This is a genomic window from Acinetobacter guillouiae (assembly GCF_002370525.2).
In the GTDB taxonomy this organism is placed as follows: domain Bacteria; phylum Pseudomonadota; class Gammaproteobacteria; order Pseudomonadales; family Moraxellaceae; genus Acinetobacter; species Acinetobacter guillouiae.
The window spans coordinates 129,314-148,803 of the sequence record NZ_AP014630.1 but is presented as its reverse complement, the minus strand read 5'-3'; the positions used below and the strand labels follow the sequence as shown (position 1 = coordinate 148,803).

Annotated in this window: 19 protein-coding genes and 1 pseudogene; 10 read left to right on the top strand and 10 right to left on the bottom strand. The window is 35.6% G+C overall.

All coding sequences use genetic code 11. The annotated features are described in order from the left end of the window. Window positions 1-49: 49 nt before the first annotated feature. Complete coding sequence (locus AS4_RS00650; RefSeq protein ID WP_227548107.1) at window positions 50-475, bottom strand: dihydrofolate reductase family protein; 426 nt, start codon at window positions 473-475, stop codon at window positions 50-52. Window positions 476-815: 340 nt separating this feature from the next. On the opposite strand from AS4_RS00650, the gene AS4_RS00645 reads away from it, so the two are divergent. The 3 genes from AS4_RS00645 (at window position 816) to AS4_RS00635 (ending at window position 3,258) form a co-directional block, all read left to right on the top strand. Beyond that, complete coding sequence (locus AS4_RS00645; protein WP_004718687.1) at window positions 816-1,382, top strand: CC0125/CC1285 family lipoprotein; 567 nt, start codon at window positions 816-818, stop codon at window positions 1,380-1,382. A 28-nt stretch (window positions 1,383-1,410) separates the two neighbouring features. After that, window positions 1,411-2,730: a DUF445 domain-containing protein gene (locus AS4_RS00640; RefSeq protein ID WP_004718689.1), complete on the top strand. Its 1,320-nt coding sequence runs from the start codon at window positions 1,411-1,413 to the stop codon at window positions 2,728-2,730. A 222-nt stretch (window positions 2,731-2,952) separates the two neighbouring features. Beyond that, a complete protein-coding gene (locus tag AS4_RS00635; RefSeq protein ID WP_004718691.1) occupies window positions 2,953-3,258 on the top strand; it encodes a hypothetical protein in 306 nt (101 codons plus the stop codon). A 59-nt stretch (window positions 3,259-3,317) separates the two neighbouring features. Here AS4_RS00635 and AS4_RS00630 read toward each other — a convergent pair whose 3' ends face one another. Both AS4_RS00630 and AS4_RS00625 read right to left on the bottom strand, forming a co-directional pair. Continuing rightward, window positions 3,318-4,076 (bottom strand): SIMPL domain-containing protein, encoded by a 759-nt coding sequence (locus AS4_RS00630; protein WP_096732553.1) that lies wholly within the window; start codon window positions 4,074-4,076, stop codon window positions 3,318-3,320. Between the two features lie 338 nt (window positions 4,077-4,414). After that, window positions 4,415-5,356: a helix-turn-helix domain-containing protein gene (locus AS4_RS00625; RefSeq protein WP_096732551.1), complete on the bottom strand. Its 942-nt coding sequence runs from the start codon at window positions 5,354-5,356 to the stop codon at window positions 4,415-4,417. Window positions 5,357-5,604: 248 nt separating this feature from the next. Between AS4_RS00625 and AS4_RS00620 the strand changes: the two genes are divergently transcribed. Continuing rightward, on the top strand, window positions 5,605-6,624 hold the full coding sequence (locus tag AS4_RS00620; protein ID WP_096732549.1) for a carbon-nitrogen hydrolase family protein: 1,020 nt from the start codon (window positions 5,605-5,607) through the stop codon (window positions 6,622-6,624). Window positions 6,625-6,884: 260 nt separating this feature from the next. Beyond that, window positions 6,885-7,070: pseudogene (locus AS4_RS00615) on the top strand (BrnA antitoxin family protein); the annotation flags it as partial. Between the two features lie 193 nt (window positions 7,071-7,263). On the opposite strand, the gene AS4_RS00605 reads toward AS4_RS00615, so the two are convergent. The 4 genes from AS4_RS00605 to AS4_RS00590 form a co-directional block, all read right to left on the bottom strand. Then, a complete protein-coding gene (locus AS4_RS00605; RefSeq protein WP_096732545.1) occupies window positions 7,264-7,779 on the bottom strand; it encodes a hypothetical protein in 516 nt (171 codons plus the stop codon). Between the two features lie 228 nt (window positions 7,780-8,007). After that, window positions 8,008-8,661, bottom strand: a complete 654-nt coding sequence (locus AS4_RS00600; protein WP_227548106.1) for a hypothetical protein — start codon at window positions 8,659-8,661, stop codon at window positions 8,008-8,010. Beyond that, on the bottom strand, window positions 8,645-9,574 hold the full coding sequence (locus AS4_RS00595) for a hypothetical protein (protein WP_096732543.1): 930 nt from the start codon (window positions 9,572-9,574) through the stop codon (window positions 8,645-8,647). Before AS4_RS00595 ends, AS4_RS00600 begins: the two co-directional genes overlap by 17 nt. A gap of 2 nt (window positions 9,575-9,576) precedes the next feature. Further along, on the bottom strand, window positions 9,577-9,900 hold the full coding sequence (locus AS4_RS00590; protein ID WP_096732541.1) for a hypothetical protein: 324 nt from the start codon (window positions 9,898-9,900) through the stop codon (window positions 9,577-9,579). A gap of 88 nt (window positions 9,901-9,988) precedes the next feature. Between AS4_RS00590 and AS4_RS00585 the strand changes: the two genes are divergently transcribed. Further along, on the top strand, window positions 9,989-10,666 hold the full coding sequence (locus AS4_RS00585; protein WP_096732539.1) for a hypothetical protein: 678 nt from the start codon (window positions 9,989-9,991) through the stop codon (window positions 10,664-10,666). Window positions 10,667-10,934: 268 nt separating this feature from the next. Here the strand turns inward: AS4_RS00585 and AS4_RS00580 are convergent, their stop codons facing one another. Next, complete coding sequence (locus AS4_RS00580) at window positions 10,935-12,146, bottom strand: nucleotidyltransferase family protein (protein WP_096732537.1); 1,212 nt, start codon at window positions 12,144-12,146, stop codon at window positions 10,935-10,937. A 151-nt stretch (window positions 12,147-12,297) separates the two neighbouring features. On the opposite strand from AS4_RS00580, the gene AS4_RS00575 reads away from it, so the two are divergent. The 4 genes from AS4_RS00575 to AS4_RS00560 all read left to right on the top strand — a co-directional run bounded on the left by AS4_RS00575 (window position 12,298) and on the right by AS4_RS00560 (window position 16,079). After that, window positions 12,298-12,693, top strand: coding sequence for a transposase family protein (locus AS4_RS00575; protein WP_096734197.1), 396 nt, complete (start codon window positions 12,298-12,300; stop codon window positions 12,691-12,693). Next, window positions 12,641-13,111 carry a transposase family protein gene (locus AS4_RS00570; RefSeq protein ID WP_096732533.1) on the top strand — a complete coding sequence of 157 codons (471 nt, stop codon included), beginning with the start codon at window positions 12,641-12,643 and terminating at the stop codon, window positions 13,109-13,111. The genes AS4_RS00575 and AS4_RS00570 overlap by 53 nt, the downstream gene beginning before the upstream one ends. 318 nt (window positions 13,112-13,429) lie before the next feature. After that, window positions 13,430-14,584 (top strand): methionine aminotransferase, encoded by a 1,155-nt coding sequence (locus AS4_RS00565; protein WP_096732530.1) that lies wholly within the window; start codon window positions 13,430-13,432, stop codon window positions 14,582-14,584. A gap of 127 nt (window positions 14,585-14,711) precedes the next feature. After that, window positions 14,712-16,079, top strand: a complete 1,368-nt coding sequence (locus AS4_RS00560) for an MATE family efflux transporter (protein WP_004718718.1) — start codon at window positions 14,712-14,714, stop codon at window positions 16,077-16,079. A 60-nt stretch (window positions 16,080-16,139) separates the two neighbouring features. Here AS4_RS00560 and AS4_RS00555 read toward each other — a convergent pair whose 3' ends face one another. Together AS4_RS00555 and AS4_RS00550 are read right to left on the bottom strand one after the other, a co-directional pair. After that, entirely contained in the window at window positions 16,140-18,407 is a 2,268-nt protein-coding gene (locus AS4_RS00555) for a YncE family protein (RefSeq protein ID WP_096732528.1), read from the bottom strand. A 208-nt stretch (window positions 18,408-18,615) separates the two neighbouring features. Continuing rightward, on the bottom strand, window positions 18,616-19,461 hold the full coding sequence (locus AS4_RS00550; protein ID WP_004818325.1) for an SDR family NAD(P)-dependent oxidoreductase: 846 nt from the start codon (window positions 19,459-19,461) through the stop codon (window positions 18,616-18,618). Window positions 19,462-19,490: the final 29 nt, after the last annotated feature.

Below are 19,490 nucleotides of genomic sequence, written 5' to 3'. Positions count from 1 at the left end.
TGTTTGACCCGTGCATCAAAGCATACTGATCCATCAGCAGCAACAAGCGTTAGAAAACATAGCTGTGTTTAATAATGGTATTTTCAATCATTTCAGCATGTATGGACTTTAACTGCTGTTCATGCGAGTCAAAACTTGGAAATAGCGGTATACCCTTTCCAAGAAGAACAGGCATGATAAAAATCTCTAAAGTATTGAGCAGCTTCTGTTCAATAAAAGTATTCTGCAATTGCGTTCCACCGACAATCCAGACATTGCCGTTATAATTCTGTTTAAGGTGCTCAACAAGTTCATCCACAGCTAAGTTCCACCGCGAAAGCGAGGCATGAGTTAAAGCTAAATCAGGATTAGAAGTGACGATAAATCCTTTCTGGTTTGGATAGGGCCACGCCTCAGCAAAAGAACAAATCACTTCATAGGTTTTACGCCCCATAATCACGATATCGATATCCTGGATAAAATCATCATTATCCACAGTCAATACTTTGAAATGGCGCTAAAAACGCTACAGAACCATCTGGTGTTGCGATATAGCCATCTGCGCTTGTTGCAATATAACCTTTAATTTGAATACTCATTTAACTCTCTCAACAGCGTTCACTCTCAACAGTCTTCATTTTTTATCATGGATCAAATACGCATAATACCGTGCTCATTGTTTAAATTTTACGTGAACAGTCATTTATCTTGTTGAGTATCATCCTGAATTAACAAAATTCTTCTTGAAATTCATTGTCAGTCCATCAATTTAGAACAATATACTGAGGATTATAAATTCATTAAATTCCATCCAGAAGAATGGAAAGGAGAGACACATGAACAAAGTACTCATTGGTCTAACTATTGCAGCGGCGCTCACCATCACAGGTTGTGCGACGACACCAAGCAAACCACGTACCTTTGACCAACTTGGGCAATACACTACGGTTCCACTTAACGATCATAGCTATCGCATCAGCTTCCAAGGCAATAGCAATATGAGTTTTGGGACAGCTGAAGAAATTAATCTTGTTAAAGCCGCACAAACCACGCTTTTAAATGGATTTACGTACTTCAAGGTTTTAGATGACCCAAGCAATCGCACTCAGCAACCGCCTCGTAAAGCGGTAGTTTACCCTTCATCAAACTACTACCCATATGGCTGGGGCTATCGTCGTCATCCTGTGTTCTGGAATGACCCATTTTATGATATGCCACAAGTGGTGACCATTGACCCTGTGCAAATTTCCTATACGATAGAATGTTATAAAGATAAAAAATCATCACCGAATGATGCATTTGACGCTCGTCTGATTTTGCAATCTTTAGGACAAAAATATGGTGTTAGTCCGACAGGACAAGTACTGCAACCACAGCCTGATGCGGTAACATCAACGAAATAAAAATGCACAAATCGATTTAGGAAAATGAATGAGCGGAATTGAACAAAGTGAAGTTCTCAATGAAATTCCAAACTTAGATCGAAGCAAACGCTTTGCGACCATCGCCTTGGTGGTGGCTGTTGTCGCATGGTTTGCTTTGATCATTTCCGCCAAACTGATGCCTGAGTATGCTTGGTTTATTCATATTCTCATGTTGGGTGCTGAAGCTGGCGTAGTCGGTGGCTTAGCCGATTGGTATGCGATTACCGTGTTGTTTCGTAATCCCTTTGGGAAAATTCCCATTCCTAAATTTCTCAAAGATCACACCGAAATCATTCCACGTAATAAAGCACGTATTGCGGAATCGATGGGTAAATTTGTCCAAGAGAATTTTCTCTCCCCACAAATTGTTGAACGTAGTTTAAAAAGTATTGATCTTAGTTTTGCTGTGGGTCAATGGCTGGCCAATCCTAAAAATAACGGTCAAGTGGTAGATGTGATTCAGCAAACTGTTCCAAAAATTTTCGAATTTGTCGGGCAGGATCAAATTGGACGCTTTATTCAAAACAACAGTGTGCAATGGGTTCGAAATACTCGCATGAACCAATTGGCAAGTGAAATGCTGCGTGCAGTTTTAGAAAATGATTTCCATCAAGATGTATTACAACGTGGACTGGATATTGCCCATGAATGGATGATGACCCATCCTGAAAAAACCCGTGAAATTACCCAAACCATGTTTAAAGAGCTTGGTGTTTCACGCCTTGCCAAAGGTGCCAGCTGGATTGGGATTGATGTTGAGCAACGGACCATTGATTCAGTGATTGAAAAAGTGGAATCCATGCTTGCTGATCAGGAGCATCCTATTCGTCAAAAAATTGAAGAAGCTGCACATGAGCTTATGTTGCAATTGGCAGATAACAATAGTCATGCCAGCATAAGTTTAAATGAAACCAAGAATGCCCTGTTAGACAGCGAACCAGTACTCAACTTTATTACTGGTGCTGTGGTGATTTTATGTGATGCTGTTAAATCTGACCTGCTTAAAGCAGACTCAGGTATTGCCATGAATTTACGTATCGCCATTCAACAGCTGGGTGAAAACTTGATGCAAAATCAGTCTGTAAGAGAATTACTGAATGATCGAATCAGCGGAATTGCCATCAATTTAAGTGACCAATATAGTGAGAAAGTGATTAAGTTTATTAGTCAACGTATCCATGAATGGGACTCTACCGAAATGATCGCCAAGATTGAAAATGAGGTAGGCGGTGATTTACATATGATCCGTGTTAATGGTGTTGTGGTGGGTGCATTTATTGGTCTAAGTTTAGGTGTGATTCGTGCTGTGATTGATTTTGCGATTTGAGAATATAAGGCTTTAAATGATGCAACAAAGGTTGAAGATTCAACGGAAGTGATTCGTACTACTTCGGCAAAAAGTAAAACATCACAGAAGAATGGTTATAAATCAAATTTTACCTGATGACATGTTAAAAAGAATGAAGAAATCATTCTTAACTTTTTAGGATTAAAACCATGAATTATTTTGCAAAGGATCCCTTCTAGGTAATGTTACCTAGGAGGAACCGTGAAAAATCTAAAATATCAATATCAAAACTCTATAAAAAGGAACCCTGATGATTGCTTTTCGAAGCGTTATCCAAATATTAAAAGCCTTTATTATAAAGCATTTAGTACACACCAAGAGAGAAGTTTTTATTTTCTACATATAATTGAATATAAAGACTATCCTCTTAAGATCCGTGTTGCACGTGGTAACGGCTTGGCTCAAGCTTGGGATGATTTACCAACCTATGTCTATAAAGTTGCCAAAAGTTGGAAGCATAACGCCAAAAGAAAGCATCAGTATTACAAAGAGCATGAGCAACAATAAAAAATGGGAGTCTAGCTCCCATTTTTTAGCACTGCACTTTTATCAATTTAAATGCTGTATCAATCAATCGCATAATTGATGGTCACCACAACCCGCGCAATTTTATTAATGGTGGCTTTGTCATAAGCACCGCCATAATCACTGTCATCATCAGAACCACTTTCAGGTAAAATATAAAACGCACCCTGACTTGCAGAACGCATCGCACCGACTTTTACCCCACCCACTTTTGCAAACTCATTGGCACGGCTATGCGCATTTTTAGTTGCATTGGCGATCAATGACATTTTTATTTCTTCTAGATTCGACACCAAATACTGCGGTTTTTGCTCGATGGAGATGCCTTTTTCATCTAATAAATACGCATCTTTTGCGGCTTTCTCAATCTTTTGAATATCACGACTATTTATCACTAGTGATTGCATCGCAGTATAGCCTCTAAACTCACGGGTAAATTTTCCCTCGCCTTGATTCACTTCCTCATAATAGGGTTGAGAGCTTTTATTACCCAGTTTCATTTCTGTTGCTTTAAATCCATGCCCAATAAAGAAATCTTGTAGTGCTTTTATTTCTTGATCCAACAATTGATAGGCGGCTGAAACACTGTCTGAAGCACGACTGGTTTGCAGATGAATCTCCCAGCGCGCTAGATCCGCTTGTATAGGTTTTTCAGCCAACCCTTTGACCACTATTGAATTTTTTTCACCATTAAACTGCTTAAGTGCATAGCCCATGACACTTGCCGAAATAATGAATCCTAAACTTAGAATGAGTGCAAAGACCCATAAAGTTTTATATGTGATTGATTTATTTTCCATTATTGTAGTATCGCTAAAATTATTATAAATAAGTTATAGTAAGGATCCTACAACAAGTCAACCTACTTTGATCCTATAAACAACATTGCGTTATGGTTTGCATCGCCTATAAAGATTGATCACACCTTATAAAAATCAGAATAATTCATCTAATCATCATATGAAATCTACATGATCTGATTCAGCGCTTAAAATCACTGCTAAAGTGCGTTTAAGCCATCTAAAATTGCTCTGAAACGAATGAATGAAATTTCAGTTTGGATCTTGTGGGCTTAAAAATAACAAGTTTAGTAACCATCTTATCGGTAATTTTATCTCTCACTATTTTGTAGTTTTATTTAGTTAATCTTACGCATCATGCTCGGCGATATAACATAATGTTTTCTAAATTCACGTGAGAATTTCGACATATCATCAAATCCACATTGATAGGCAATTTGATTAATTTTATGTGTATGTTCGTTGGTCTGTATCAACATCTTCTTGGCTAATTGCAGACGACTTTGCATCACATAACGGCCAAATGTGGTTTCATTCTGTTGAAAAAGTTTACTGATATATCGCGAACTAATACGAAGATCTTGAGCAATATCATGAATACTCAGCCCACTATTGTCTAAGTGCTCCAAGATTAAATGCTTGACCTGTACGAGCATGCTGTGGCTACTGGATCGAGGTGTTTTGTCTTTGATCTGATCGAGAACCACATAACGCAGTAAATCAAAAAATTTATGCAGTACCACCTGCTGAAGTTCTGTTGAAGCCTGCTCAGGGAACCAAAATAAATCATGAGCGTAATTTAATAATAAAATTTTCAGTGGATGCCCATCACCAAAAGCATGACCACATAACTGGTCAGGTCGCCCAAAATACTGTTGAAATTGTTCACGAGGGAACATGAGAACCAGTTGATTGAATTGTCCATTCAAATACAAATCATACGGCTGCTGGGTATCATGAAAAATAAATTGCCCTTTGCTGAGGCATTGTTCACGACCATGATATTGAACACCCATTTGGCCTTCTATCAGGAAGATAAATAAAATCTCATCATGATGACTATGTCTAATATTGGAGGCATGCCGTTCAACATGTTGACCATAGCCTTTGATTTCAACCAGTTGAATATTGCCTATATGTTTTGCAGACAAAGCACCAAAAAAGCCATCCTGTACAGAAACATTACAGGTCAATGGTACAAATACTTGACTAATCGCATCCTGCCAATAATCACGTTGCAGCTTATTTTTGACACGCCTTGTGTCATAGTTAAACATCATTGTCTCTCTTATTCTTAGACGCTTATGCAATAAAGCTAATCCGTTTAGCATAATTTGTAAACCTTCAACTCAGCGTCTCCTAACCTTGAGATCAAGCAAAATTTATCTCTTTTAAATTTGGAATCATTTTTTGGATTTTTAGTTCCGTATAGATCTATGTTTTGTTCCTGCTCAGCATACCCCCTGATCAATCTTTGACTTTATAACCAAAAGTGCAATATTGCTTAGTTATTGAGAAAGGATCACTCATGAAAACTTCAATTAAAGTCGCTTGTGTACAAGCGGTTCCTGCATTTCTCGACTTACAAGGAAGCGTAGACAAAACTATCAAAATTATTGCCGAAGCAGCTGAAAAAGGGGTTGAACTTATTGCCTTTCCAGAGACGTGGATTCCTGGCTACCCATGGTTTTTGTGGTTAGATTCTCCCGCTGCAAATATGCCTTGGGTATATCAATACCATCTCAACTCTCTTGAACTTAACAGCGACCAAGCCAAACAAATTGCAGATGCTGCAAAAAAACATAATATGCATGTGGTTTTAGGCTTGAGTGAGCGTGATCATGGCAGTCTGTATATTTCCCAATGGATTATTGATCATCATGGTGAAACCATTGCTGTACGTCGAAAATTAAAAGCCACCCATGTAGAGCGCACCTTATTTGGTGAAGGTGATGGTAGTTCTCTGAAAGTCTATGACACTGCGCTTGGTCGCATTGGGGCACTGTGTTGCTGGGAGCATTTACAGCCCTTAAACCGTTATGCAATGTATTCGCAGCACGAACAAATCCATATCGCAGCATGGCCTAGTTTTAGCTTATATACGGATATGACTGCCGCACTCGGTGCAGAAGTCAACAATGCGGCTTCACGTTTGTATGCAGCTGAAGGACAATGTTTTGTGCTCGCATCTTGTGCGATGGTTTCTCAGGAAATGATTGACGCTTTATGTACCGATGACACAAAGAAACAGTTACTAAAAACTGGTGGTGGTGCATCACGAATTTATGGCCCTGATGGTGGTGATCTTGTCACTCCACTTGCCGAAGATGAAGAAGGTCTGTTAATCGCTGACATTGAACTTAATCATATTATTTTTGCCAAGAATGCGGCAGATCCTGTAGGACATTATTCTCGTCCAGATGTTTTTCAGTTGGTCTTTAATGCTCAACATAAACCTAACGTGATCTATTCAGCACCCACCGTACGTTCTGCTATCGAGCCAACAAATGTTGATGTGACAGCAGAATTGGAGGTTGAAGGAGAATAAGTGAGGATTTGCTATTTTTGTAGAAGCTAAATAACTCAATCTTGGTTAAGATCAGAAAATTAAAGGGTAATACCTTTAGTTTTCTAATAAGTCTTAATTAAAAAAATTTTTTATAAGAGTTTGTTAGTGGAAAAGAAGTTTGGCAAACCATAAATATGATTCATGGTATATTAGTTACTATAGCATTAGATTAAAAGATCACACCGAAATCATTCGTTTACTCAGAGCCAAAGATGCCACTAAAGCGGAGAGAAAAAAATATGAGCGTAGTTAGATATACAAAAGAAGAACTTAATGAAAAGTTCAAAGATAAACTTGAAGCAGAAATCCAATGTTTAGTTGCAAGAGGTAAAATCTCTGACAAACACATAGACCTTTCTGATATTCCTGAAATTACTGACTGGAGTAATGCTGCTCGTTATGGGCAACGTCATCATCCATTGAAATAACAAACCACTAATCGTCTGCAAGATAAGTAATTAGACTTGCTTAAACTTCTTTACGTTCGATTGACCCAGCTTCTTTAATTGAAGAAGCAAAGTCATTAAATAAATTATTATCTATGAAATTTCTCGTTCACTAATTGGTGCAGAACTGCTGTTTTCTTAGCTATTCAACTTATAACTTTTCGTTGTTATGTTAATTTAAATTATCTAGATTTTTTAACATATTCATATCGTCCTGACTAAATTTTTCTTTATCTTTAAAAGCATTTTGATGGATAGTTTCAACGCTAGAAGAAGTTTCACTCGAAGATAAATAAGCAATATTTTCAGACATATTTATAAATATTTTGATATCAGTTTTATTATCACCCATGACTAAACCATTGGTATATTTCATTTTTGCGTACTGATTTTTATATTTTGCATAGATATAATAATCACTAAAAGTGTTTATATTTTCTTTTTTATAACTTTGCATTCTCCCATCTTTAAATAAAACAGTATGATTGCTAGTTTTTCCTATATATTTTTTTAATTCATGTCCATCCAAAAGATACCCATACGGATTTACCACCAACTTTAAGTCTTTATTATCTATAGATTTATCAAAGATAATATCTACTTTTGTTTCATAATTTTGAGAGGAAATATTTGAACATAAAGTCATTGCCATTAACCCTATAAAAATTATAGAAAATTTTAAAATCATCATTAAATCCTTAATTTATAATCTCTATTTCTCGTTGTGATTTAAAATCATTACAATAGACTTCTTTCATCAGCCCTTTTAAAACTATAGATCAACATAAAATTTCCCTCATCCTAGCCTTCTCCCAGAGGGAGAAGAAAATTTCAATACCAATATAATTCACTACTCATGATCATTTTTTTATTTGTAAAAGAGCTATATTGCATTGATTTAAATACTGTTATAAGTTCAATTTTCAAATTTCTTCATATTATGTGCCTCAATTAACTTTTTCTTTTGACTCATAGATATATTTTTTAATTTTAAAATATCTTTATTTAATAGCTTATCTGTTTCTAACAACTCTTCAAATGTCATAGATTCTAGGGTCGCAATTGTATCAGGCTCTAATTGTGTAAGTTCAAACTTTGCTTTGTTCGGATCATAGTAAATAAATTTTTTTACTCCAGAATTTTCAAATTTTTTGTAATACAAAATACCATCGCTAAACAACTCTTTATTTCTATAAACTTTAAATTTTAGATGATCCTCTGCAAAAGAGTAGTCATTTTCTACAACACTATCCTTAATAATATTTTCGGTATAATACATTTTATTAAAATTAGTATTAAACACATAAAATTCATAATAAAAAACATTAGAATTAATCGAAGTGTTTTTTATTAAATTCCCTTGATTAACAATTGTTTCCTTCTTAACCAAACCGTACCATTTTGAATTAAAATCTTTTTTATATGTAAATAAATTTACATTTAAATCTTTCAAACTTTCCTTATTTTCTATACTAAAATTTAAATGGGTGGACTCTTGCATATCTTGTGAACATCCTAAGAAAAATATAAAGAAGATCAGGAAAATTATTTTTTTATTTATCAAAGCCATTTGCCCTCCAATGAATTAACTCTGCATATTCTTTAGAACCATCATCATTCTTACGATCAACTCTATGATCATTAAAAAAAGATTGAGATGATTCCGATAGTAATAAATCATTCTTATAAAAAAGCATTTTATTCACTGGAGTATTCTCACTGCGCTTTAAAGCTTTCTTCCCTTCCCCTTCATTTCCACCAACCATATATGTTGGTCCAACATCCCAAGCTATTGAAGGACTAAGATTAATTTTATCGTAAGGATCTGATGTCAGTCCGTTTTTAAAAGTTAATGACCTAGCTAAACTTGTAAATCTTTTGTCTGGGTAAAATGAAGGAAAAGAAGAAGTAGACTGCCCTGAAACAATGATATCTTTAACATTATTAGACTGAGAAACTTGACGAACAAAGCGTTTATTTTTGTTCTTATAATATGCAGTATTACAACCAAAAAAATTTAGTCTAGAATCTTTAGCCCAATAGAAATTAATTTTTTGCCAATATTCCATAATGAGTTGTGATTTATATTGAGGCTCTAACATTTCCACTGGAGTGTTATTTATTGCACTATAAATAATAGGACCATCTAACCCAGCATGTGAAAAAAAGCTTACTTCTTTTACTTCAGCTAGATCTTTCCCACCATAATGATTAACCCAATAATCTATAATTTTTTGAATTTCGGTGAATCCATGTAAAGGAGGGCAATGAACCTTATGGATAGTTTCATCAAAATTTTTGAGTGTTTTAATATTTATTAATCTCGTTTGAGCTGATTCTTTAAAAAAATCCTTACCAACATCTTTTTCAGCAACCCAGAATAAAAGAAATAACTGTTTTTTTCTAGTAATTTTAATATGTTGTGTATTATTTTCTTGAGTAGAAGTTCTTGCCGTTGATGTTTTTCTTGGTGGAATACCCATTTTTATTTTAGCTCCAAATGAATTTGGACGTCTTTTTCTTCATTTGAAAAGAATGTAGATGAGTAACCATCCTTATCCGTCATACCTTGTATTTCCGATCCATTCGGATAGATTGCGGTATATGGCGTATTTTTATAAGGAATTCCATTATCGTCAGTAAATAAATATCGTAAATTGTATGCAGTACCTTCAGGGAGGAAAGGTAATTTTGTTTCCACCTTTGCCCCGCTCTTAAAAATATGCTGCCCAGCTTTTACTTCAAATTTTGCTGGAGTGATTATGGTTATGCCATTTTTATTGATAATAATTTGAGAACCACCTGCCATAGCCCACCTTTTTATTAAGTTTTTATAAAATTAGTTATAAATATAGTTTAATATAAAAATTCAATAACTCAAAACTTACATTAAAATTATGACTTTTATCATTGCGCTACAATTAAATGACAGCGCCATTATTGCAGCAGACAATAAGAAAATTGTTTTAAAAGAAACGAAGGAAAGCCAGTTCAATATAGAAATGGCTTCAAAAATTTATCAGTGGGATAACGGTATCATTACTGGTACTGGTGAAGGCTACGTTGTCAGTAGATCTATTGAATTATTTAAAAAATTAGCGCATTCAGATCTAAACAAACTTCCTCAATGCCTTGAAATTTCAAGACAGATGAGAGAGTTAGAGATTGGAAAAGAATGTTTCCAAGTCGAAAATACGAAACTGGTGTGTTCGAGTTATAGCGAACATGGTGCACAGCTCTATAAAATCGAGCGATTTGATCCATTGCAACCTTACAACTTGATTGCTGTTAAACCACTGGATATATCGGTTTGGCTCTTCCACCCCAACATTGAGAGCATTTCAACAGATCTACAGCATCTCTATCGAGATCTAAAAGACTATTCTGCATTCTCCAATCGAACGGACTGGGTAAATTACTACATCAATCGAATAGCAGTAATTTATCAAAAGCAAAGCCTGTGTGATCCTTTAATGAGCCAAAGCTTTGATATTTTTTTTCAAAATAAGGATAAGTACATCTTTGGTCATATTTCAAATACGCAGGATGAGCCATTAGAAATTAGAGAGTTTTAACCAAACCAGTAAAAAAGCTATTCAATCTAGTATGTTCAAAAATATTTGATCAAAAAAGTCTATATAATTTTTAATTATGTAAAAATTTGATTTAAAAAATCGTGGAACATGAGAAATCAAGAAAAAGCCGTTCCAGTGCACTGAATTCTGGAACGGCTTGAGATAAGATATTGATGCAAAAAGGAAAAATTCAAGCATTTTGTATATGGTGTATTATGTTAATTTTAAGATTTATAAATAATAAATTCCACACCTCTTAATGGATTAGTTATTTATCTTTTGACTTTTTCTTCTCACTTTCTTTACTTTCGATATCTACATTAGACGGATAAGAGTTTCTATCTACTTCACTTAATTTAGCTTGTTGCTTAGCAAATTCAGCTAAAGGACCATTTGTAGCAGCACGTATTACAGCTTGTTGCTTAGCAAATTCAGCTAAAGGACCATTTGTAGCAGCATGTATTGCAGCTTGTTGCTTAGCAAATTCAGCTAAAGGACCACTTGTAGCAGCACGTATTACAGCTTGTTGCTTAGCAAATTCACTATGAATACCTAAATTCTTTAAATACTTTGACGTATCTGAATATAGTGCTAATTTTTTCAACTCCTCATCAAGATTTTGAGCTGGTATATCTTCAGGGGTATGGGCAGTATTTGAAGTATTTGTCTGAGTTATATGACTAAGTTCGGACTCTACATCTGATAGTATTTGAATATTTCTTTCTTGAAATTCTTTAAAATAGGTTGTTACTAACTCCTCACATCCATTAATTGCCCCATTCAATACTGTCATCTGTCTTTTGAGTTGAGCATCTTCCTGATGATCAGGATATCTTAGGAAATGATCAATTTCCCCCCACGCCTCATCAAGAATAGATCTAATTTGAAGTTCAAGTTTAAAATTATGAGGAAAATTAGCATCAATAATATAATGTGTTGATCTATATTTAGATGCCTTTTCAGATCTAATGTATTTTAATTTAGTTCCATTAATTTCTTTTAAATAACCATCATCATAATAATAAGATAAATCATCTTCAGGTGCATGATAAATAATAATATTTTCATCTTTATTTATTCTAAAATTACTACAAACATAACCATCTACTATTTTCCAATGATGTTTAAACAAAAATATAGCTCTAAGGCCTACTAGATCTGTAATAATTTCTTTGTAATTTTTAACATTAATCGATAAGTATTTAGATTTATTGTTTTTCTCTTTAATTGCTTCTTTTCTTTTTCTGACTATTTTAGTTAGAAGATGAATAGGATCTTTAACTCTCCAACGAACTGAGTTTATTTCATCACAAAACTGTAACTTATTACTTAAATAAACTCCTTCAGTTTCTAATTCTTTTAAGGATTTTGAATAGTCATTATAAATATCGATAAGCTCTTTAGAGGTAATGTTTGCCAGTTTTAACTCCTCAACTGATAAATCTTTTGTATCTTTAAAGTAATCCTGAATATTGTCCATAACTATATTTTCTCAAAATTTGAATTAAGGTTCTAATTAATTAAAAATTATATACTTTTTATGTAAAATCTCTTTCATAAATCAAAAAACGTACATCTTTTTGTTCAATATTCATCCTGCAAAATTTAAGATTTTCAAGCATAATCTGTATATGAAATATCTCGACTCAAAAAAGCTTTCTGATTCTCAGTTTAAGCGTTATACAGGCATATCTCGTTCAACATTTTCTCTAATGGTTGAACAAATGCAGATGCAAATTCCTTCTAAAGGCAGGCCACCAAAACTATGTCTTGAAGATCAGGTATTACTCTGTTTAAGCTATTGGAGAGAATATCGAACCTTATTTCATGTTGCTGCAAGTTATGGTGTATCAGAGCCAACAGCTTCCAGAATTGTTCGTCAAGTTGAAGATAATTTAATTCAGTCAGGTTTGTTTAATTTACCCAAAGATATCCCCGAAGGGGAAGGTATAGACTGGAATGTAGTGATCGTAGATGCCACTGAAATTCCAATTCAAAGACCTAAAAAAACAGAAGAAAAGTTATAGTGGTAAGAAAAAGGCTCACACATTTAAGGTGCAAGCGATCATTCATTGTAAAACTCAGCAAATACAAAGTTTATGCATGAGCAAAGGCGCTGTACATGACTTTGAACTGTTCAAACGCAATCTGCATTTAGTCCCAACAAATTCATTTATTCTTGCAGATAAAGGTTATCAAGGGATTTATGCTATATATCCCAATAGCTTGTTACCGTGCAAGGCTAAAAAACGTTGTGAATTAGATCCTTTGCTAAAAACATATAATCGAGAAATTAATAAAAGAAGAATAGTCATTGAACATGTATTTGGTACATTAAAAACTTTCAAAATCCTTGCAGAGCGTTATCGAAATAGAGGGAAAAGACTTGGCTTAAGATTCAATTTGATTGCAGGTATTTATAATTTAGAACTGAGTAAAAAGTGATTTATGAAAGAAGTCTGTAATATTCAAAATTTGAAACATGAATAAAAATTTGTGAATTTCTCTCCATTTAACATAATGGTCGTTATGCGAAGCCAAACCCTACCCGCTATTATCAATATAATACGAGCTATAAAGCCCGTACATCATCTTAACTCCCTTCAATATATTGTGTAACAAAAAATTACTATCTGTATTAAACACAACTTTATTGATCTTGAACACCCATCGCCCCCTAACCAATAGATTACTTAATCCTATTCAGCTCCTTAAAACGACCTGCTAAACTGCCACCAACGCATTTATAAAATCAGTCTGGTCATGATCGAAATCCACTCCAAACTCCCTGCTCAAGGCGTCACCATTTTTAGCATCATGACCGCTATGGCACATCGTCTTAACGCCCTTAACTTGTCACAAGGTTTTCCGGACTTTGATACACCACCTGCGTTGCTACAAGCACTGAGCCAAGCAACGTTGGACGGTTTTAACCAATACGCTGCTGGCGATGGTTTATTCGCGCTAAGAGAACAACTGGCGCAACTGTTTTTAAAACGTGATCAATTACAACTTGATCCAGTCACAGAAATCACCATCACCCCGGGGGCAACGATCGGGATTTTTAGTGCAATACAAGCCATCATTCATCAAGACGATGAAGTGATTATTTTTGATCCAAGCTATGACAGCTATGCACCAAGCGTGCAATTGGTCGGTGGTAAAGCCATTCATATCCCACTCAATGCGCCTGAGTTTTCCGTGGATTGGAATCAAGTCAAATCTGCAATTACAGATAAAACCCGTATGGTAATTGTAAATACTCCACACAATCCAACTGGGGCGATTTGGTCTAAACAAGACTGGTTAAATTTAATTGAACTGATTCAAGATAAAAATATTATTGTGCTTTCAGACGAAGTCTATGAGCATTTGATTTTTGACGGTGAAAAACATTATTCAGCATTGTCATTTCCAGAGCTCAGAGATCGTAGTTTTGTGGTCGGTTCTTTTGGTAAGACCTTTCATGTGACAGGATGGAAAACAGGTTATTGCATTGCAACACCAGCGCTTATGAAAGTATTCCGTCAAATTTATCAATTTGCCAACTTCTGTGGCGTAACCCCCGTGCAAATGGCACTTGCTAATTTTATGCAACAGCATCCTGAACATATTGATGGGCTATCAAGCTTCTATCAGCAAAAGCGTGACCTGTTTATTTCAGGTATTGCGAATTCAAAATTCAGTTTAATTCCCTCTCAAGGTACATTCTTTCAAAATGTCGACTACAGCCAAATTCGCCCAGATTTAAATGATGTAGAGATGTGTAAATTCTTAGCGGAAGAACATAAAATTGTGGCGATTCCAGTTTCTGTTTTTTATAAGCAAGCCCCTAAAAACTTACGTTTAGTGCGTTTTTGTTTTGCTAAAAAGGAACAAACTTTAATTCAGGCCTGTGAAATTTTAAATCAAATTTAATCCCGATCCATACAGATCATCTTTTTAAAATTAAAGCCTGAGTTACTGAAATACTCAGGCTTTTTACTCAGCGTTTGTTATATTATCAATAAGATAAAGACACTCGAAATAGACAGTAGAATAAAAGATGCCAGCTCGTCCCGATATGCTTCACCAACCCAAGTTCTGGAAGGTTTTTTTAATCTTCCTCGGCCCACTGATTCTAACCAATATTCTGCAAAATCTATCTGGAACAATTAATACCATTTTTGTTGGGCAGATGCTCGGTGTAGAAGCGATTGCCGCAATTTCGGTATTTTTTCCGATTCTATTTTTATTGCTGGCTTTTGTGATTGGTCTATCTACAGGCGCAACTGTGCTGGTTGGGCAAGCGTGGGGCGCCAAAGATATCGAAAAAGTGCGTACCATTGTTGGCGCATTGTTATTTATGACCCTGATTGGTGGATCAATCATTGCCTTTTTAGGGGTGTTTTTTGCCAAAGAAATTCTATTGCTTTTGGGTATAGATCCCAAAATCATGCATCTTGCACTGCCCTATGTTCAATGGATGTTAATGAGTAGCCCTTTTCTATTCATCTATATCACCTACACCTCTATTTTACGTGGTGTGGGTGACAGTACTACACCATTGATGGCATCAAGTCTGACGATCATTGTGGGCGTCATTGTAACGCCAGCCTTGATTGGCGGTTATTTTGGTCTACCTAAGCTCGGCATTATTGCTCCAGCGATTGCCAGTGGCTTAGGCTTTATTTCGACCTTAGCTTTTCTCTATATCTATTTGAATAAAAAAGATCATGCTTTAAGACCAGATTCAGCGTTAATCCAGCATATCCGCTATCACCCACAATTTAGTCGCAGTATTTTGCGTTTGGGCGTGCCGACAGGTATTCAAATGGTGACCAACTCGGTCGCAGGTCTGGTGGTGATTGGACTGGTTAACCAACATGGTGCACATGCAACAGCGGCCTATGGCGCCGTCAACCAAGTGCTCAACTATATCCAATTCCCTGCTTTGTCGATTGCCATTGCAGGTTCCATCTTCGCCGCTCAAGCCATTGGTGCTGGGAAATCTGAACTGCTGGCAAAAGTGACGCGTACAGCGCTGCTGAGTAATATCGTGATTACAGGCTCATTGGTACTCTTGGCCTATATTTGTTCAAAATATTTGATGGCGCTGTTTATTACAGATCCATCGGTGATTGAATTGGGTCAACAATTATTATTTATCGTGTTGTGGTCGATTATATTCTTTGGTGCCAGTGCAATTTTTGCCTCAATCATGCGGGCCAGCGGAACCGTAACTGTTCCTATGATTTTTAATATTTTATCCATCCTGCTCATTGAAGTTCCATGTGCTTATTTATTTAGTCAGTGGTTTGGTTTACAAGGCATTTGGTATGCGCTTGCACTGACCTTTTTCAGCTTATGCTTAATGCAAGGTTTGTATTACCAATTTGTTTGGAAAAAGAAAACGATTGAGATCTTAATTTAAATGCATCGGCACTTTGCCCATACATTTAAATCAATAATGTTGAGCTTTATCGAGATGATTTTAATCCTTTCGATAAAGCTCAATTACTTTAAGCTCCGACTGCCCTAATAACTTGCTTTTATTACGCTCAAACACTTGTTGAATTGCTGGATCATTCGGATCAAAGACTAAGGCTTGCGGTAAAATTTGCTGCTCATTGAGATAGCTTTCAGCAAATAAGATTAAAATTTTTCCATTTTCCAGCAGTTCAATTTTCTGAGGTTTGGCAGGTAGTTTAAATGCAACCTTTTGGCTATTTTCTTGCGTTTGGTCAACAAGATTCAGTAGATAAATATCTAAATCTTGTTGATCTAGGGCACTATTTAACTGATTGAATCGGTTAAAATTGGCTTTCTCAGCATAATACAAATATTGATCACCTAAATAACCCATTAAAATAGGTATGCTTCTGGTGTAGATCTCTCGATAAGTATAGCGATTGTCTTCTTGCTCATCTTGATTTGTAGATGGTTCATCTTGGACGTTAATTACACTTACAATATCTGCAACACGTCGATCATAAATCCCAATTTGGTTTTCCGAATCTTGATAAAACTCAACCACTGAATGATACGCATCAACGGAATAGAGAACTTTTTCAGGTACATCAAAATTGAGTTCAAAAAAACTCAGATCCGCAGTATTCATATAAATATAAGGATGATTTGCCCAATCACCTAAAATACGAATACTTTTTTGCTCTGGTTCAAAGACCATATCGATTTCACGACAAAAGTGTTCCTGATAATTTGCTGGCAATGCGGCTGTGGTGATTTTGCCTGATTTCAACTGGATGCGTGAAATACTGTTCCCTACACCATTGTAAACATATAGATTTTCACCCTGTTTATCCAATAATAGTTTGCGTGGATAACGTTCAACTTTAAATTTTTGCAATACCTGTTTGGTCTTTAAATCGATTGCAAAAACTTGGTCATAATCCAAAGATGCCACATACATGATTTGGCCATCACGGCTTAACACCACATCGGTTGCACCGACACCTCGGCACATGTTGTGCATACAACCAGTTTCATCATAAGCTAAAGCATATTGGTAAAGCAGTTCCTCTTTGAATGAAACAAGATTAAATCGATAGACTGCATTTTTCTCTGTTTCTGTATAGTAAAGATTGTCCCCATATCGACGATAATCTCCCATTGCATTCATATTGGATAAAATAACGGTTTGCTGTGGGACAGCTTCCAAAAAGACCTGACTCTCATAGAATTTTTGAATCTTGATCTTTTGTTCATGACAATCATGGATGTACTGTTGCTTGGTTTTCCCCAAGTAGCTTCCAATATCAAGCTGCTCTTCACCATTCCACAGATAGTTACAATATTGACTGGCCTGTTGTAAATCACTGATCTGATTTTGCTGTGGCGAGGGTGCTGAACTTTGACCCTGTCCTGAAGGGATGGCAGCCATGATCGCTTTCACTCTTTTTATATTCTGTTCTGACTGTGCAGCTTGTTGGAATTTTTTGGCATAGGTTGTATGGGCTTCAAGATCATAGCTATCTAATACACTATAGGTCGCTTTAAATGCATCATAGCCTTGCAGTTGGGCTGATAAATAGTGCCCAATCAACGCCACTTTTCGATTCAATACGTCGATATTTTTTTCATGCTGCTTTTTTACCCGTTTAGACACAATTGTTGCAAACTCATCCACCTGATCTTGGTACTTGTCAATCATTTGGGTTAATAGAACGAGCTGTTTCTTCTGCGCTTCTTGAATGTCATTCATATCATGTAATGCAGATCGATAAGTACTGGCCTGATCTTCATCCAATAAAGGATAAGGTTGATCAAATCGAATGTTATCAACAATGCTACGATTAAAATGCACAACCGGTTTTAATTCTTCCTGAACTTGATCAAGCAATTGATAAATAATGGTTAAATCTGAATATAACATCGCATCCAATTTAGAAAGATCAGGATCTATTTTGCGTAATTGTTCTTGGTGAATAGCTGTTTGATATAAGTCTAGATATTGCACAGAACGATCAAAATATTGTGACCAAAATTTTCTATATTTATAATCTGCTAAGAAACCTGAATATAACCGATCATCCTCATCCTCTTTGATATATTGTGGGTAGAGTCGTTCTATTTCTGCTCTATAAAGCTCTGTATTTTCTGCCGTATCATGACTTGAATGGTCTTGTACACCAGCGACACTGTCTAAAATACTGGCATTCTCTTGATCAGTAGCAGCATAGGTTAAATGTGAGGCGAATAAAATCATACCTATACTTAGGCTTAAAATGGCTTTCTTCATAAAATGCTCAATTCAAATTATCTTTATAATAAAAATAAAAATTTAATATTTTCTGATCTATTCTAACAAATTATTGTATCAATCCCAATCCGCAGAATATTAATGAATTTAAAGCATGCTGATTTTTATTTTCAATTGATTCGATTATTTCACAATATCTAAAATGAAAAAACCGTCAGCTTGACGGTTTTTTCATTTTATAAATCAATTATTTTGGTTCTAGCTTTTTACTAAACTTGGTCGCAAAACCTGTAATTTTTTGATATCCAGTCGGTAAAATACGCTGAATTAAATCTAAGGTTTTTGCATCATTTCCAATAAGTAAACGACGTTTGTCTTTTAGTACAGCATCCAACATTTGTTGAGCAGCATCTTCTGGTGGCATACGCAATAGTTTATTAAATGCTTTTGCTGATTTGTCAGGGTTCATTCCTAAAGAACGTAAACTGTCATTCATACGCGCATCATTTGCAATATTGGTACGAATGCCGCCTGGATGGACACATAGTGCCGATACACCACACTTTTCGATATCTAATTCTTGACGTAATGATTCAGTAAAACCACGTACTGCAAATTTAGATGCATTATATGCAGACTGGGTCGGTTGCGCGGTTAAACCAAACAAGCTCGAAATGTTGATGATATGCCCATCACCTGTTTTCTTGATATAAGGCAAAAATTCTTTTGTTCCGTATACAACGCCCCAGAAATTGATATCCATAATCCATTCTAGTTCGTCATAAGATGCGCCTTCTACGGTAGAACCTAAAGCCACACCAGCATTGTTAAAAATCATGTTTACAGAACCATGATTTTGCACTGTGTCCGCAGCCCAAGCTCGCATTTCTTCAACTTTGGCAACGTTCACTTTCTTTGAGGTCACACGAACATTATATGGTTTGACCAATTCAACGGTTTCAGCTAAACCTTTTTCATTCACATCACTAATGGATAAATGACAACCTGCTTTTGCCAATAAAATAGCAAGTTGTTGTCCCATACCAGAGCCAGCACCAGTAATTGCAGCGACTTTGTTTTTAAAATTTTTCATTGTCTATCCTTTTTTAAACCCGCACAAAG

What these genes read in the sequence shown, in the direction of transcription:
- AS4_RS00550 (WP_004818325.1), bottom strand. Translation starts at nt 19,461, where the DNA reads ATGAAAAATTTTAAAAACAAAGTCGCTGCAATTACTGGTGCTGGCTCT.
- AS4_RS00645 (WP_004718687.1), top strand. Translation starts at nt 816, where the DNA reads ATGAACAAAGTACTCATTGGTCTAACTATTGCAGCGGCGCTCACCATC.
- AS4_RS00585 (WP_096732539.1), top strand. Translation starts at nt 9,989, where the DNA reads ATGACTTTTATCATTGCGCTACAATTAAATGACAGCGCCATTATTGCA.
- AS4_RS00565 (WP_096732530.1), top strand. Translation starts at nt 13,430, where the DNA reads ATGATCGAAATCCACTCCAAACTCCCTGCTCAAGGCGTCACCATTTTT.
- AS4_RS00555 (WP_096732528.1), bottom strand. Translation starts at nt 18,407, where the DNA reads ATGAAGAAAGCCATTTTAAGCCTAAGTATAGGTATGATTTTATTCGCC.
- AS4_RS00605 (WP_096732545.1), bottom strand. Translation starts at nt 7,779, where the DNA reads ATGATTTTAAAATTTTCTATAATTTTTATAGGGTTAATGGCAATGACT.
- AS4_RS00630 (WP_096732553.1), bottom strand. Translation starts at nt 4,076, where the DNA reads ATGGAAAATAAATCAATCACATATAAAACTTTATGGGTCTTTGCACTC.
- AS4_RS00590 (WP_096732541.1), bottom strand. Translation starts at nt 9,900, where the DNA reads ATGGCAGGTGGTTCTCAAATTATTATCAATAAAAATGGCATAACCATA.
- AS4_RS00575 (WP_096734197.1), top strand. Translation starts at nt 12,298, where the DNA reads ATGAAATATCTCGACTCAAAAAAGCTTTCTGATTCTCAGTTTAAGCGT.
- AS4_RS00570 (WP_096732533.1), top strand. Translation starts at nt 12,641, where the DNA reads ATGCCACTGAAATTCCAATTCAAAGACCTAAAAAAACAGAAGAAAAGT.
- AS4_RS00640 (WP_004718689.1), top strand. Translation starts at nt 1,411, where the DNA reads ATGAGCGGAATTGAACAAAGTGAAGTTCTCAATGAAATTCCAAACTTA.
- AS4_RS00595 (WP_096732543.1), bottom strand. Translation starts at nt 9,574, where the DNA reads ATGGGTATTCCACCAAGAAAAACATCAACGGCAAGAACTTCTACTCAA.
- AS4_RS00600 (WP_227548106.1), bottom strand. Translation starts at nt 8,661, where the DNA reads ATGGCTTTGATAAATAAAAAAATAATTTTCCTGATCTTCTTTATATTT.
- AS4_RS00580 (WP_096732537.1), bottom strand. Translation starts at nt 12,146, where the DNA reads ATGGACAATATTCAGGATTACTTTAAAGATACAAAAGATTTATCAGTT.
- AS4_RS00620 (WP_096732549.1), top strand. Translation starts at nt 5,605, where the DNA reads ATGAAAACTTCAATTAAAGTCGCTTGTGTACAAGCGGTTCCTGCATTT.
- AS4_RS00560 (WP_004718718.1), top strand. Translation starts at nt 14,712, where the DNA reads ATGCCAGCTCGTCCCGATATGCTTCACCAACCCAAGTTCTGGAAGGTT.
- AS4_RS00625 (WP_096732551.1), bottom strand. Translation starts at nt 5,356, where the DNA reads ATGATGTTTAACTATGACACAAGGCGTGTCAAAAATAAGCTGCAACGT.